Here is a 14,535-nt window from a genome sequence, read left to right on the forward strand (position 1 = left end):
AATAAATACACTGCTAAAACGAGGTGTGTTTATTATGACAAAAGCTATCAACAAAAAAGTACCCGCGCCGTACTTAACTATTGCACAGTTAAAAACGCTCAGTCACTTACAAACGCTGATCCAATTTAAGTCAATTACGCCTAATTCCGCTGGTGGTATTGAGTGGCTGGCACATCAGCTAACTGATTTAGGTTTTAGCATTGAGCAGTTTAGTGCCCATAATGTCACTAATTTAATTGCTAAAATATCTTTTGGAGCAGGCCCTGTGGTGGCATTTTCTGGTCATATTGATGTGGTCCCTGCTGCGCAAGGTGGCTGGTTAGCTGATCCGTTTGATGGAAAAATAATTAATGATGCGATTTATGGGCGTGGTGCCGCCGATATGAAAGGAGGCATTGCAGCCATGCTTAGCGCAACGCAGTCGCTAATACATAGTGCGCAGCAAAAGCAGGGCACCTTGTATTGGTTGATCACCTCTGATGAAGAAGGTGAGGCAGAGCATGGCTCAGTGTTGATTGCGAAACGCCTAGCACAACAAGGTGTTGTACTTGATGGCTGTATTGTTGGTGAGCCTACAAGTCATTTGCAAGTGGGCGACACCATAAAAAATGGCCGACGTGGCGCGCTGTCAGCACGTTTAACCATTCAAGGAAAAGCAGGACACGTGGCCTATCCTGAAAATACCATCAATGCTGCGCATATCAGCGCTGAAGTAGTGAATAGATTAACCCAAATTGATTGGCTTTTAGATGAGCCAAGCTCAAAAACAAGCTTGCAAGTTACCGGTATTAATATTGATAACGTGCTTGATAATTTAGTGCCTGCTCAATGTGATATTACGTTTAATATTCGCTACAGCCATGGGTATAAAAGTACAGATGTGAAACAGCTGGTACTTACTGCACTGAATGATTTAAACGAATATTTAACGGTGCAATGGGAGCGCCCATGTGAGCCTTATTATACAAGCCATAGGGCAGAGCGCTGCTTACTCGCCCAGCTAGAGCAGGCAATATTTAACGTGACCGGAAGCTATCCAGTACTTAGTACCAGCGGCGGGACTTCAGATGGGCGGTTTTTTGCAAGTAAAAACACGCAAGTGATAGAGTGCGGGGTTTTAAACCAGACCATTCATCAAGTTAATGAACATGTGCCCATTAGCGACTTGTTACAAATAGAGAAAATATACACCCAACTATTAGTACATATATTTACTCAGTCTAATAATCAGGGGATTTGATAAATATGAAATTGCCTAAGTTTAAGTATTTAAGTTTAAGCGCCCAAGCTTAGGCGCTTAAGTTAATATTTTAACGGCAAAGCTTAGTTTATTGAGGCGGTGTCTTGCGCTCCCAAATAGCGTTTTGCTTTACTCGGTTTTACTTTCTTAAGGTCGACCAATACCAATCCATCAATACAATTATTAAATTGCGGATCAATACTAAAACTTAAAAACGTTACCCCATTTGGCTCACATAGCTCGGTGTATTGTTTAAATAGTGTGGGTACATGGGTGCCCATATTAGCCAGTATGTGTTTAAGTTCTACAAAGTCTTCTTTGATGTTGTTACCCATAAACAAATTAGTGCATTGAATCTGCTGCTCACGGGTATGACGAAAAGCATTGTTAGGCGTTGCGAGTGACTTTTCAGAGCCATAATAGTGCTGATAGTAATGCACCAGTAAGGATTTTGCTTGCTCTGGCAGTGCGTTTGACACACTCACTGCACCAAATAAGTAACGATACTGGGGGTAGCGATTAATAAAAGCACCAATGCCATACCATAAATAGTCGAGGCTTTTTCTGCCCCAGTATTTGGGTTGTACAAAACTACGGCCTAATTCTATGCCTTGCTTGAAGTATGGCGTCATCTCTTGGGTATAATTAAATAAGCTATCGGTATAAAGCCCACGTTGAGAGTGCTGTTCAATCACATCCTGCGCGCAGGCTAATCTGTAAGCGCCAACTAGTTCGAGTGATTGTGCATCCCATAAGACTAAGTGTTGATAATGCATGTCGTATTTGTCTATATCACGGCGATTGCCACTGCCTTCACCTACTGCACGAAAGGCAATTTCCCGTAAGCGACCCAGTTCACGAAATAACGGTGAGCTGCCTTGGTATTGGTATAAATAAATAACCATGCCATCACTGGTTTTACCTAAATGTTCACAGCTTTCGATGGCTTTTTTTAATTCTTTTTTACACTCTGGTGAGGCAATAGGGGCATGAGTTTTTAGTGGCAGTGTTTTTTTAGTGGTTAAACGGTACAGCTGTTTTCGTATAAGCTCGACCACTTCCTTGTCTTTTAAATCGGGTATTAAATAAGATTCAGGAGCAATGGAGGCGCCTATTTCAAATTCGAGCGATTTTTGGCGCTGTTTAAACATTTCTTTGACTAGTAATAAACTGGCAAGCGGTTTATATAGCATAGAGGCACCGTAAAAAAGCGGGCTGTTTCTGGCTTTTATATGTATGGGTAAAATTGGGCTATTGGCTTTTTTAGCGATACGTAAAAACCCGCTGTTCCATTTACAGTCTTTGATCCCTGTTGGTCGAAGTCGAGAAACTTCACCCGCAGGGAAAATAAGTAATGCTCCTTCATTTTTTAAATGCTGGTGGATATTACTAAGCTCTTGTTTTTTACTTTGCCCCGACAAATTATCAACGGGTAGTAATAATGAATGCATTGCATCAACGGTCATTAGCATTCGGTTAGCCACGACTTTTAAATCGGCACGCACCGTCGATAACACATTAATTAATGCAAGCGCATCTAAGGATCCAATTGGATGATTAGCAATAATGACAATTTTCCCTTCACTGGGAATATTTTCTATTTGTTTTGCTTTGTATCGAGTGTCAAAATCAAGTTCATCAAGTACTTGCTCGACAAATTCTATTCCTTGAAGATGGGGATAAGTTGTTGCAAAGTTTGTAAACTCTTGTTCATGTAATAAGTAGCTAAGGCTCTTTTTTACCAGTTTTTTTATTTTAAATGAGTTAGTTAACTGTGGTAAGTTAGTCGCAATTACTTTATCTACACTGATCATACGCACCTCTTTTTTATACTAGGCTAAAGCCAATATGTTTAGCTTAGAGTGCGGATATGACAATACGCGGTCAGTTGTGTGACTTTTTAAAACCGTTTACATACTATTGAATTGAACCATATCAGTACTACTATTCAGGGTTACTTTTTAAGGAATCATCATGTCAGTTTTGGTGGCTATAACAGGCCGAGACAACACAAAATTAATAGCAAAAATGCAATCACGATTGCCTAGTATTCGAATTGAAGAACTTAATGATTGCCAAAATTTAGAGAGTGTAGAGTTCGTTTTAGCGTGGAATGCGCCTGCATCACTGTGGCCCACGTTACCAAACCTAAAGGCTGTGTCATCATTTGGCGCAGGCGTTGATAGCATTGATTTAAGTTTATTACCTGCGGATGTAGAGGTCGTGCGTATTGTTGATAAACAGTTAGCCAACGATATGGCTGAATACGTACTTACCCATGTATTAGCACAAAAATTGCGATTAAAAGAATATGCAATAAAGCAACAGCAAAGTATATGGAAACCTAAAAGAGCGCATAAACATAATCAAGTAAGCATTTTAGGGTTTGGCGAACTAGGTCAAGCATGTGCACATAGGCTGGTTAATAACGGTTTTAACGTAAATGCTTGGAGCCGAAGCCCTAAAACATCAAACATTGCGACACTCTATCATGGTGATGACGGCTTAACACAGATGCTTGCGCAAACCGATTATTTAGTATGTTTATTACCGCTTACCAGCAGTACCCAAGGCATTATTAATAAACAGTTACTTGAGCAACTGCCTGAACATGCTGTGGTGATTAATGTGGCCAGAGGTGGGCATATAGTAGAAGCTGATTTACTTGATGCACTTAACAATACACGTATACGCGCAGCAACGCTTGATGTGTTTGCCAGTGAACCACTGCCAAGCGAACACCCTTATTGGTTGCATCCAGGTATTACTTTAACACCGCACTGTGCTGCGTTGTCAGATCTGGATAGTGTTATTGAACAAATAGCAGAAAACATTTTGCGTTTAAAAGCGAAACAGCCATTAATAAATTGCATTGATAAGCAGCAAGGTTATTAATTGGCAGTTGTTGGCCTTCAAGGATTAAAATTTGTTTAATTTTTAACAGAAACAGCTTGTTAACATTTGTAATTTTTATTATTGTTAAAAACAGTTCTAACAATAATAAAAAAATAGGATGAATTATGAAACCCAATCAAGGGGGCGCAAAAATTAGCATCGTGGTTGTATCTATCATTATATTAGGAATATCTGCCTGGTTTAATCAAGCCAATGCGGCAGCGCTGCTGATCTGACCCTTATTTTCACAGCAAGATTTAGCTACGCTTGCTGTGTATTTCTCTATTTTGATGCTTTTTATCATCACTTTTCTTCAATAAAACATACGTCGCACCACTTCCTCCATGCTGCCTAAGTGCAGTATGAAACGCTAAAACGCATGGAATTGTTTGTAACCACTGATTTACGTAACTTTTTAATATCCCTGGCTTGGTTTTATTTTTAATACCTATGCCATGGCGAACGAGTACCATTCTTATATTTCGCTGATGGCAGTCTTGAACAAAGGCTAATAATGATGCGTGTGCATTTTTTAAAAGTTGCCCATGTAAATCAAGCGTCGCATCAAGCTGATATTTCGCTAATCTTACATTTTTAAAAACCGCGCTTTGTACGCCCTCTTTTTTAAAGCTTAATATGGCAAATGGATCGAGTAATTCAAGTGGTTCATCCAACGGATTGAACTGTTCAGAGACTAAATCTGATTGTGCTGCTTTATTTTTTTCTTGCTGGGCGATGACCGCTTTATGGTTTTTAGGTGGTAAGGTCACAGTGTCATGCGTTATGGGGGTAACATCTTCCATAGAAGATAAGAATAAATCGAAATCTGACAATGGCATGGGCTTATCTCAAATTAGGCAAGGGTCTGTTGACCTTTGCGGATTAAAATTTGTTCAAAATAGAGGCGGTTTAATCGCGGCGCGAGGTTTGTAACCTAGTGGGCTAAGTAAAAACCGAGCAACAAAGAGTAAATCGCCCCTAGGTAGAACCCAAAGGGCAGCGCCTGTTTGGCATTGATGCTGCGTTATCACCTATCTATGGGGAATACCACACCACATAGGCTCTGCCTTGCCTAAATACCAAACAGACTGCTGCAAATTTAACCTTGAAAGGTCAACAGACCCTGTTACGAGATAAATTTTAACTTAGTTCAAACCCAGACCCAAGATTTTTAACAGTGAGATATAAAAATGCCCAGAAAAACTGGGCTATAAAATATTCTAAGGGGAAGTAATTAATGCTGAGATACGCTAAATTGCCCAAACGTATAAACTTTGAACAAGTAAAATGTGTTGATCAACACTAAACTCATATTTGAAATAATACTCGACGACATAAGATCTAAGCTAAATGATAGGAATAACAAACCACACGCACTAATCGCAGCAACGCGAAGCAGTGTCAGTTGGTTGATAAAGAATGCACCTAAACCTAGTGCAAGTAGTAATGTATTTAAAAGCCAATCTAGCTCGTTTAGCATGGTCGTTTCAATAGTTCAGTTGTTGAAAAAAGGAGCGCCATTATGTTGATCTTTTGCACAGCTTTCAACCAAGTAATTTTAAATTTTCAGATTAGTTTTTTTAATGCTAAAGGTAGGTCATTAATACCGAAAATAATCCCTCTTCAGCAATAACATGATATTTTTGGCAGCTTTGTGGTTGCTGAAGATCTACACAGAGGTATAGTGTTCTGCGATGCTTATCTAGTCTAGGGTGCAGCGTTGAATCCAGTAGCTTTGGTTTATTGGCAAATAGCCCTGGCCAATAAATACTTTTGCTAACCATGGCTGATTTTTTATAGGTGAGTAAACTAGGCTTTGGCGCTAAAACAAATATAAGTAATAATATCGTGAAAATAAAAAATGCGGTTAGTTTGGCGCCACGTTTTACACCTACTGCGCGCGGGTTTGATTGTGAGCCAAGGTTTGCAGGCTTGTTACTAAGTATTGGTTTAACATAGGCCGCTTTATTTTTTTTGCGACGACTCTTTTTTGTATTTTTCGACATAAAGCAAATCTGGCCTTTTTGGCTTAGCTCTCTATAATAAAGTAAATATTTGTATTTTAAGCAAATCACCAATTTCGCAGACACGGCTTTTAGCCTATAAGGATTATATATGAATACGCAGCTATCTATTTTAATAGTTGATGATGTTAGCACGGTGCGTAGCTTTCTAAGTCAAACATTGATGCATTTAGGGATAGAGAATGTAAAAGAAGCGTCTACGGCCGCGCAGTGCATAAGTGAATGCCGTGCAGCAAACTTTAACATTATATTTTTAGATATAGAGCTACCTGACGGCGATGGTAAAGAGCTTATTGCGCAGATAAATGAGTTATCACCAGAGACAAACGTGGTGATGGTGTCGGCGCATTCAGGCGTTGAAAATGTGAAGGATGCAATAGATAGAGGGGCAAAAGGATTTGTGGTTAAGCCTTTTTCTCCGAAGAAAATTGCGGCGATGCTGAAAAAGTTTTATCCAGAGCTCGATAACGTTTAAAAAGCGTATTTATTTTGGGCAAAAAAAAACCGGCAAAAGCCGGTTTTTTTAATCTTGCAAAAACAAATTATAGCGCTTTAATTTTAGCAGCTAAACGGCTCTTATGACGAGCAGCTTTGTTTTTGTGGATTAGACCCTTAGTTGCGTAACGGTCTAGGATAGGTGTAGCAACAGAAAAAGCTTGCTGTGCAGCTTCTTTATCGCCAGCTTCAATAGCTACGATTACTTTTTTGAAGTAAGTACGCATCATTGAACGACGGCTTGCGTTGTGCTGACGGTTTTTTTCGCTTGTGATAGCGCGTTTTTTTGCAGACTTGATGTTAGCCAAGGTTTGCTCCTAACAATCTTAAATAAAGCTTAAATTAAAGGCCGTGGAATATGCCTGTTTTTATCATGAATGTCAATTTAATTTTAACAATCCAAGAAAAACTGCTCCTTATAACGAACATCAATTTGCCGCTTTAGCAGTTAATGCCGCTATTGTAACAAAGCAAGGGGTTCGAGCCTAGTGCTTTAAAGCGATTTATAAAAAAGACTATGGCATAATTAACTTAATTGCTGATTTTTAATATGGATTTATAGTGTCAAAAGGTTTGTTTCGTTCCGGGATGATTGTAAGTGCAATGACAATGATCTCGCGTATTTTAGGGCTAGTACGAGATGCCGTCGTAGCTAACTTGTTGGGGGCAGGGGCTGCTGCCGATGTGTTTTTATTTGCAAACCGTATTCCTAATTTTTTACGCCGTTTATTTGCTGAAGGGGCTTTTGCACAGGCGTTTGTACCGGTATTAAGTGAAATTAAACAGCAGCAAGGCGATGAGAAGGTCAGAATATTTGTTGCCCAAGCCGCCGGCACGTTAGGCACTATTTTACTGATAGTGACGCTCTTTGGTGTGATAGCGTCACCTGTTATTGCTGCTTTATTCGGCACTGGTTGGTTTATTGATTGGTGGCAAGGTGGCCCTGACGCAGAAAAGTTTGAGCTTGCCAGTTCACTATTAAAGCTGACCTTTCCTTATTTATTTTTTGTAAGCTTAGTGGCGCTTAGTGGCGCAGTAATGAATGTGTACAACCGTTTTGCAGTTGCCGCATTTACTCCTGTATTACTTAATGTTTCTATTATTGGTTGTGCCATTTTATTGCATGACCAATTTTCTGTTGGTGCATATGCATTAGCAATAGGCGTATTTTTAGGGGGCGTGGTACAGCTATTATTTCAACTGCCGTTTTTATATAAAGCAAAAATGTTGGCCCGCCCGCGATGGGGTTGGCAAGACGAAAATGTTAAAAAAGTACGTAAATTAATGCTCCCAGCGTTATTTGGTGTATCAATTAGTCAAATTAACTTATTACTCGATACGGTAATAGCTTCATTATTGATGACAGGCTCTATCGCTTGGCTGTATTACTCAGATAGACTGATTGAATTCCCACTTGGTTTATTTGGTATTGGTATTGCGACGGTTATTTTACCTGCGCTATCAAAATTACACAGCAGTAAAAAAAGTAGCGACTTTCAACATACCCTAGATTGGGGAGTGCGATTTGTTATTTTTTTAGGGCTCCCGGCCATGATAGGGTTGATGATTATTAGCCCGTTGATTATTACCGTGCTGTTTGATCACGGTGCGTTTAAAGAGGCTGGCATTGATCACGTTAAGGCAGTGAGCTTAGGGGTGGTTGCCTACTCGGTGGGATTAGTCAGTTTTATGTTAATTAAAGTGTTGGCGCCTGGGTTTTATTCTCGCCAAGATACGAAAACACCGGTGCGCATTGGTATTGTCACTTTGGTGCTTAACATGGTGTTTAATATTATGCTGGCGCCCTTTATTGGCTATTTAGGCTTAGCCCTGGCAACCTCTATGTCGGCTAGTTGTAATGCCTACTTACTGTACCGACAGCTTAAAAAAGAGAATGTTTATCAGTTTTCCAGCATGAGTGGCTACTTCACTTTGAAGTGTTTGTTGGCAAGTATAACAATGGGCGCATTGGTTTGGTTTACTAGTAGGCAATATGACTGGGTTAGTTGGCACTTTAGCGAACAAGTTATGTTATTGGTTGTGTTATTAATTATTGCGATTGTTAGTTACTTTTTTATGTTGTTTTTGATGGGTGTTAGACTAAATACGATAAAAAGTGTAGCAATTACTGAATCAAATTAAAAAAAAGATTATAATCGGACACTCTGCGGCCCGAGGTCGCATTTTATCGCTCGCTGAAAAAGGCATTAGGTGGCATGGAGTTAATTAGAGGTATACACAATATACGCCCACAACACTTTGGTTGTGTGCTGACCATTGGTAATTTTGATGGTGTTCATTTGGGTCATGCTGCCGTATTAAAAGGGCTTTTAGCTGATGCAAAAGAAAATAATTTACCCAGCACCGTAATGTTATTTGAGCCTCAGCCACAAGAGTTTTTTGCAAAAAATAACGCTCCGGCTAGGCTGACTCGACTGCGTGATAAACTACGCCTATTGAGTAACTTAGGAATTGAACGCGTTATTTGTATTAGCTTTAATCAGGCTTTTGCAAACATGCATGCTGAGCAGTTTGTTAGCGATATTTTAATTAAAAAGCTGGGCGTTAAAGCATTAACGGTTGGTGATGATTTTAGGTTTGGTAAACAGCGCCAAGGTAACTTTAGTCTATTGGCAACTATGGGCACCCAAGCGGGAATGAGTGTTAAAAGCACTGCCAGCTTTAGGCAATTAAATGCTAGAGTAAGCAGCACCTTGATACGAGAGGCGCTTGCAGAAGGTGACCTAGTTAGTGCAAAAGTTATGCTTGGGCATAATTATGCAATATCTGGACGTGTTATTCATGGCTGGAAAAAAGGCCGCGAACTGGGTTTTAGAACGGCAAATATTGCGCTAAAACGTCAAGTTTGTCCGGTCAATGGTGTATTTGCGGTTCAAGTGATGATCGCAGGAAAGCAAGTTTTTGGGGTGGCTAACATTGGAAACAAACCCACGTTTAATGGAACTCGTGCCTTATTAGAAGTTCATCTTTTTGATTTTGCACAAGATATTTATGGACAATTTATGCATGTGGAGTTGATTGAAAAACTCCGCAACGAGAAAAAATTCGAGACATTAACACAACTGACGGCACAAATAGCAACCGATGTTGCCGCCGCTAAGCAGTGTTTTGGTTTAAATTAGGTAGCCGATAGAGACGGAAAGTAGGATTAATGAGCGACTACAAACATACTTTGAATTTACCGGAAACAATGTTTCCAATGCGTGGCAATTTGGCACAACGTGAACCAAAAATGCTTAAAGCATGGTATGAAGACGACCTGTATGGTCAAATTCGCAGCGCAAAGAAAGGTAAAAAAACTTTCATTTTGCATGACGGCCCTCCGTATGCAAACGGCGATATCCATTTAGGCCATTCAGTAAATAAAATATTAAAAGATATTATTGTTAAGTCTAAAACCTTATCAGACTTCGATGCGCCATACGTACCGGGTTGGGACTGTCATGGTTTACCAATCGAGTTAATGGTTGAGAAAAAAGTCGGTAAACCCGGTGTTAAGGTAACTGCTGCAGAATTTCGCGAAAAATGTCGTGCCTATGCTAAAAAGCAAGTGGAAGGTCAAAAAGTAGACTTTAAACGTTTAGGCGTTTTTGGTGATTGGGATAAGCCTTACCTAACCATGAACTTTGACTTTGAAGCCAATGCAATTCGTGTACTAGGTCGCATTATAAAAAATGGCCATCTACATAAAGGCGCAAAACCTGTGCATTGGTGTACAGATTGTGGCTCTGCATTAGCAGAAGCAGAAGTTGAATACCAAGATAAACAATCGCCAGCTATCGATGTACGTTTTACTTTTGCTGATCAAGACGCAGTAGTAAATGCGTTTAACTTAGCTGATGGTCATCAAGGCACTGGCAGTGTAGGGACTGTTATTTGGACTACGACACCGTGGACTTTGCCAGCTAACCGTGCGGTTGCTGTGCATGCTGATTTAGAATACGCGCTAGTACAAGTAGACGATGAAGGTGCTCAGCAGCGTCTGATTTTAGGTTCTGAGCTTGTTAAAGATGCGATGGATCGTTTTGGCTTTAACCACTTCCATATCCTTGGCTATGTTAAAGGTGCAGCACTTGAAAACTTAAACGTTGCACACCCATTTTATGACTTTAACGTACCGGTTATTGTAGCTGAACACGTAACCACAGATTCTGGTACGGGTGTTGTACATACTGCACCTGGTCATGGTCAAGAAGATTTCGTGGCAGGCCTTGAGTATAATCTTGAAGTAGCTAACCCAGTTGGCGCAAACGGAGTGTACTTACCTGACACTGAATTATTTGCCGGTCAACATGTGTTTAAAGCCAATGCGAGTGTAATTGAGGTATTAAAAGAAAATAATGCCTTAATGCATCATCATGCATTAACTCATAGCTACCCACATTGTTGGCGCCATAAAACGCCTATTATCTTCCGTGCCACACCACAATGGTTTGTTAGCATGGATCAGGCTAACTTACGCAAAGATTCACTGGCTGAAATTAAAAATACTCAATGGTTACCTGAATGGGGCGAAAGCCGTATTGCCAACATGGTTGAAGGCCGCCCTGATTGGTGTATTTCGCGTCAACGTACGTGGGGTGTACCTATTGCATTGTTTGTTGATAAAGACACGGGTGCATTACACCCAAATACTCAAGAGCTGATTGAACAAGCTGCAGTACTTGTCGAAAAATCAGGTATTCAAGCATGGTATGACCTAGAGCCTGCTACTTTGCTAGGTGAAGAAGACGCTAAACAGTACATGAAAGTACAAGACACGCTAGATGTGTGGTTTGACTCAGGTGTGACTCATGCCTGTGTTGTTGATGCGCGTGAAGATTTAGTTGGTCCTGCAGATTTATACCTTGAAGGTTCTGATCAACACCGTGGTTGGTTTATGTCATCAATGATGACTTCAGTGGCAATTAATGGTCATGCACCATACAAGCAAGTGCTTACGCATGGCTTTACGGTTGATGAAAACGGCCGCAAAATGTCTAAGTCATTAGGCAATGTTATTTCGCCACAAAATGTGATGAATAAACTGGGCGCTGATATTTTACGTTTATGGGTAGCATCAACTGATTACACAGCAGAAATGACCGTATCCGATGAAATATTCAAACGTTCGGCAGATCGTTACCGTCGTATTCGTAACACCAGCCGTTACTTACTTGCTAACCTAAGTGGTTTTGATCCAAAAACGGATCAAGTTGCTGTTGATGATATGGTTGAGCTTGATAAGTGGATTGTAGGGCGCGCAGCACAGTTACAAGATGATATTTTAGCGGCTTACGATAGCTACCAAATGCTATTAGTAACGCAAAAGCTAATGAACTTCTGTACCGGTGAGCTTGGTTCGTTCTACTTAGACGTTATAAAAGACCGTCAGTACACGGCAAAAAGCGACAGCCATGCACGTCGTTCTTGTCAAACAGCGCTTTATCATATTGCTGAAGCTATGACTCGCTGGATGGCGCCAATCATGAGCTTTACAGCGCAAGAAATTTGGGAAGCACTTCCAGGTGAGCGCAGTGACTATGTATTTACTTCAACATGGTATGAGGGATTACAAGCACCAACAACGACCAAGTTTAGTAATGAAGACTGGCAAGCTATTTTAAATGTGCGTGACGAAGTGAACCGTCTGTTAGAAGCTGCACGTAAAGAAGATGTGATTGGCGCAACATTACAAGCAACCGTAAACCTGTTTGCCAGCAAAGAGCTTGCAGCAAAACTTGCGGCGTTAGGCGATGAGCTACGTTTTGTGTTGTTAACCTCTGCGGTTAACGTTACCGAGGTAGACAGTCAACCTGCAGATTCACAAACTACTGAAATTGATGGCTTATACATTAGCGTATCAGCAACAGATGCTAAAAAGTGTGAACGTTGTTGGCATTACAGTGAAGATGTAGGTGTTGAGCCTGCTCATCCCGAAATTTGTGGTCGTTGTGTAAGTAACGTTGACGGTGAAGGTGAAAAGCGTCAATTCGCTTAGGAGTTGTTTTTAGTGAGCAAACTAACCCAAAAAAGTGGTTTAGTGTGGCTTTGGTTGAGTCTATTACTGCTTGTAATAGACTTTGCCAGTAAAACACTGGTTGTAAACACCATGGCTTATGGTGAGTCAATTAATTTACTGCCTGTTTTTAGCATCACTTATGTACATAACTACGGTGCAGCCTATAGCTTTTTAAGCGAAGCGGGTGGCTGGCAGCGTTGGTTTTTAAGTGCAATAGCAATCGCGATTAGTTGTTTGTTGGTGTGGTGGTTAAAACGTCTTCCAGCGTCTAATAAAGTATTATGTGGTGCTTACTCGTTAGTTTTAGCCGGTGCTATTGGTAACTTGTACGACCGCATTGCTTATGGTTACGTTATTGATTTTTTACATGTGTTTTACGAAGACTCACATTTTCCCGTATTTAATATTGCAGACTGCGCTATTTGTATTGGTGCTGCATTATTACTATTTGACGCCTTTACCGGCGAAAATCCAAAGGAGCATAAAGCATGAGCCAAGCTGTAATTGGTGAAAACTCAGACGTTATTTTTCATTTTTCTATTAAACTAGAAGATGGCTCTGCCGCTGACTCAACGAAAGTGCATAACAAGCCGGCTAAGCTCACTATGGGTGATGGCAGCTTAACCGCTAATTTTGAAAAATGTTTACTTGGCCTAACGGCCGGTGAGAGCAAAACATTTGAGCTTGAGCCGGAAGATGCCTTTGGTCAACCAAACCCAGATAATATTTATTATGTAGATCGTAGTAAGTTTGGTGTAGAAACGCCGGCTAAAGTAGGTGCTATTATTGCGTTTACTCAACCTGATGGCACCGAGCTTCCGGGTTTGGTGCGTGAAGTGCAAGGCGAGTCAGTTACTATCGATTTTAATCACCCATTAGCGGGCCAGCGCTTAACGTTTGAAGTTGATATTATTGAGGTGCAAGGTTAATGGAAATATTATTAGCTAATCCACGAGGCTTTTGCGCCGGTGTTGACCGCGCAATTAGCATTGTTGAGCGCGCTTTAGATATTTTTGAAAAACCAATCTATGTGCGCCATGAAGTGGTACACAATCGTTATGTGGTTGATGGCTTAAAAAATCGCGGCGCTGTGTTTGTTGAAGAGCTTGATCAGGTACCGGATGACAGTATTGTTATATTTAGTGCTCATGGTGTATCACAGGCTGTACGCAGTGAAGCAAAACGCCGTGAGCTTAAAGTATTTGATGCAACCTGCCCGTTAGTGACTAAAGTGCATATGGAAGTTACCCGTGCCAGCAGAAAAGGCATTGAATGCATTTTAATTGGTCACCATGGACACCCCGAGGTTGAGGGCACTATGGGTCAATACGACAATCAACAAGGTGGCATTTACCTAGTTGAAACCGTTGATGACGTGTTAAAGCTTGATGTTAAGAATGCAGATAACCTTTTTTATTGCAGCCAAACAACCTTGTCGGTAGATGATACTGCGGATGTGATTGATGCTTTACGCAGCAAGTTTCCTGCTATTGATGGTCCGCGTAAAGATGATATTTGTTATGCAACTCAAAACCGTCAAGATGCAGTACGTGACTTAGCAGACAAAGTCGATGTGCTATTGGTTGTAGGCGCTAAAAATAGCTCTAACTCCAATCGTTTACGAGAACTAGCTGATAAAATGGGTACGCGTGCGTACTTAATTGACGATGCCAGCAATGTTGAAGCGTCATGGTTTGATGGTATCAATAGTGTGGGGGTTACCGCAGGCGCCTCAGCACCTGAAGTGCTAGTGCAGCAAGTGATTACCCGCTTAAAAGAGCTCGGTGGTAACCAAGTAACAGAAAATCCTGGTGAAGAAGAAAACATTGTTTTTGCTGTACCAGTAGAGCTGCGTTAAT

Annotated in this window: 14 protein-coding genes; 9 read left to right on the top strand and 5 right to left on the bottom strand. The window is 40.7% G+C overall.

Features of this window, described 5'->3' with window-relative positions; all coding sequences use genetic code 11:
- Positions 1-34: 34 nt before the first annotated feature.
- A complete protein-coding gene (gene dapE / locus PTET_RS04980; protein WP_013464460.1) occupies positions 35-1,240 on the top strand; it encodes a succinyl-diaminopimelate desuccinylase in 1,206 nt (401 codons plus the stop codon).
- Between the two features lie 83 nt (positions 1,241-1,323).
- On the opposite strand, the gene PTET_RS04985 is transcribed toward dapE, so the two are convergent.
- Complete coding sequence (locus tag PTET_RS04985; protein WP_013464461.1) at positions 1,324-3,054, bottom strand: GNAT family N-acyltransferase; 1,731 nt, start codon at positions 3,052-3,054, stop codon at positions 1,324-1,326.
- A gap of 160 nt (positions 3,055-3,214) precedes the next feature.
- Here PTET_RS04985 and PTET_RS04990 point away from each other — a divergent pair, with 160 nt between their 5' ends.
- Positions 3,215-4,135, top strand: coding sequence for a 2-hydroxyacid dehydrogenase (locus PTET_RS04990; protein ID WP_013464462.1), 921 nt, complete (start codon positions 3,215-3,217; stop codon positions 4,133-4,135).
- 257 nt (positions 4,136-4,392) lie between these two features.
- Here PTET_RS04990 and smrA read toward each other — a convergent pair whose 3' ends face one another.
- The 3 genes from smrA to PTET_RS05005 all read right to left on the bottom strand — a co-directional run bounded on the left by smrA (position 4,393) and on the right by PTET_RS05005 (position 6,141).
- Positions 4,393-4,974 carry a DNA endonuclease SmrA gene (gene smrA / locus PTET_RS04995; protein WP_020476932.1) on the bottom strand — a complete coding sequence of 194 codons (582 nt, stop codon included), beginning with the start codon at positions 4,972-4,974 and terminating at the stop codon, positions 4,393-4,395.
- A gap of 395 nt (positions 4,975-5,369) precedes the next feature.
- On the bottom strand, positions 5,370-5,615 hold the full coding sequence (locus PTET_RS05000; RefSeq protein ID WP_013464466.1) for a hypothetical protein: 246 nt from the start codon (positions 5,613-5,615) through the stop codon (positions 5,370-5,372).
- Between the two features lie 106 nt (positions 5,616-5,721).
- Positions 5,722-6,141 carry a hypothetical protein gene (locus PTET_RS05005; protein ID WP_244186375.1) on the bottom strand — a complete coding sequence of 140 codons (420 nt, stop codon included), beginning with the start codon at positions 6,139-6,141 and terminating at the stop codon, positions 5,722-5,724.
- Between the two features lie 109 nt (positions 6,142-6,250).
- Between PTET_RS05005 and PTET_RS05010 the strand changes: the two genes are divergently transcribed.
- A complete protein-coding gene (locus PTET_RS05010; RefSeq protein WP_008114419.1) occupies positions 6,251-6,634 on the top strand; it encodes a response regulator in 384 nt (127 codons plus the stop codon).
- Between the two features lie 67 nt (positions 6,635-6,701).
- On the opposite strand, the gene rpsT is transcribed toward PTET_RS05010, so the two are convergent.
- Positions 6,702-6,962 carry a 30S ribosomal protein S20 gene (gene rpsT / locus PTET_RS05015; protein ID WP_008114420.1) on the bottom strand — a complete coding sequence of 87 codons (261 nt, stop codon included), beginning with the start codon at positions 6,960-6,962 and terminating at the stop codon, positions 6,702-6,704.
- 295 nt (positions 6,963-7,257) lie between these two features.
- On the opposite strand from rpsT, the gene murJ reads away from it, so the two are divergent.
- From murJ to ispH, 6 genes are all read left to right on the top strand, one after another.
- On the top strand, positions 7,258-8,796 hold the full coding sequence (gene murJ, locus PTET_RS05020; RefSeq protein WP_407681288.1) for a murein biosynthesis integral membrane protein MurJ: 1,539 nt from the start codon (positions 7,258-7,260) through the stop codon (positions 8,794-8,796).
- Between the two features lie 74 nt (positions 8,797-8,870).
- Positions 8,871-9,797: a bifunctional riboflavin kinase/FAD synthetase gene (ribF, locus tag PTET_RS05025; RefSeq protein ID WP_010391271.1), complete on the top strand. Its 927-nt coding sequence runs from the start codon at positions 8,871-8,873 to the stop codon at positions 9,795-9,797.
- A gap of 29 nt (positions 9,798-9,826) precedes the next feature.
- Positions 9,827-12,655, top strand: coding sequence for an isoleucine--tRNA ligase (gene ileS / locus PTET_RS05030; protein ID WP_013464470.1), 2,829 nt, complete (start codon positions 9,827-9,829; stop codon positions 12,653-12,655).
- Between the two features lie 12 nt (positions 12,656-12,667).
- Complete coding sequence (gene lspA, locus PTET_RS05035) at positions 12,668-13,168, top strand: signal peptidase II (protein ID WP_013464471.1); 501 nt, start codon at positions 12,668-12,670, stop codon at positions 13,166-13,168.
- Positions 13,165-13,605, top strand: a complete 441-nt coding sequence (gene fkpB, locus PTET_RS05040; protein WP_013464472.1) for an FKBP-type peptidyl-prolyl cis-trans isomerase — start codon at positions 13,165-13,167, stop codon at positions 13,603-13,605. The genes lspA and fkpB overlap by 4 nt, the downstream gene beginning before the upstream one ends.
- On the top strand, positions 13,605-14,534 hold the full coding sequence (gene ispH / locus PTET_RS05045; RefSeq protein ID WP_013464473.1) for a 4-hydroxy-3-methylbut-2-enyl diphosphate reductase: 930 nt from the start codon (positions 13,605-13,607) through the stop codon (positions 14,532-14,534). The genes fkpB and ispH overlap by 1 nt, the downstream gene beginning before the upstream one ends.
- The last annotated feature ends 1 nt before the right edge of the window (position 14,535 follow it).

Origin of the sequence: Pseudoalteromonas tetraodonis (assembly GCF_002310835.1) — a bacterium.
Taxonomy (GTDB): Bacteria; Pseudomonadota; Gammaproteobacteria; order Enterobacterales; family Alteromonadaceae; genus Pseudoalteromonas; species Pseudoalteromonas tetraodonis.

Coding starts and splice junctions, on each gene's coding strand:
- ileS (WP_013464470.1), top strand. CDS start 9,827: ATGAGCGACTACAAACATACTTTGAATTTACCGGAAACAATGTTTCCA.
- PTET_RS05005 (WP_244186375.1), bottom strand. CDS start 6,141: ATGTCGAAAAATACAAAAAAGAGTCGTCGCAAAAAAAATAAAGCGGCC.
- fkpB (WP_013464472.1), top strand. CDS start 13,165: ATGAGCCAAGCTGTAATTGGTGAAAACTCAGACGTTATTTTTCATTTT.
- ribF (WP_010391271.1), top strand. CDS start 8,871: ATGGAGTTAATTAGAGGTATACACAATATACGCCCACAACACTTTGGT.
- PTET_RS04990 (WP_013464462.1), top strand. CDS start 3,215: ATGTCAGTTTTGGTGGCTATAACAGGCCGAGACAACACAAAATTAATA.
- PTET_RS05010 (WP_008114419.1), top strand. CDS start 6,251: ATGAATACGCAGCTATCTATTTTAATAGTTGATGATGTTAGCACGGTG.
- PTET_RS04985 (WP_013464461.1), bottom strand. CDS start 3,054: ATGATCAGTGTAGATAAAGTAATTGCGACTAACTTACCACAGTTAACT.
- PTET_RS05000 (WP_013464466.1), bottom strand. CDS start 5,615: ATGCTAAACGAGCTAGATTGGCTTTTAAATACATTACTACTTGCACTA.
- ispH (WP_013464473.1), top strand. CDS start 13,605: ATGGAAATATTATTAGCTAATCCACGAGGCTTTTGCGCCGGTGTTGAC.
- smrA (WP_020476932.1), bottom strand. CDS start 4,974: ATGCCATTGTCAGATTTCGATTTATTCTTATCTTCTATGGAAGATGTT.
- dapE (WP_013464460.1), top strand. CDS start 35: ATGACAAAAGCTATCAACAAAAAAGTACCCGCGCCGTACTTAACTATT.
- murJ (WP_407681288.1), top strand. CDS start 7,258: ATGACAATGATCTCGCGTATTTTAGGGCTAGTACGAGATGCCGTCGTA.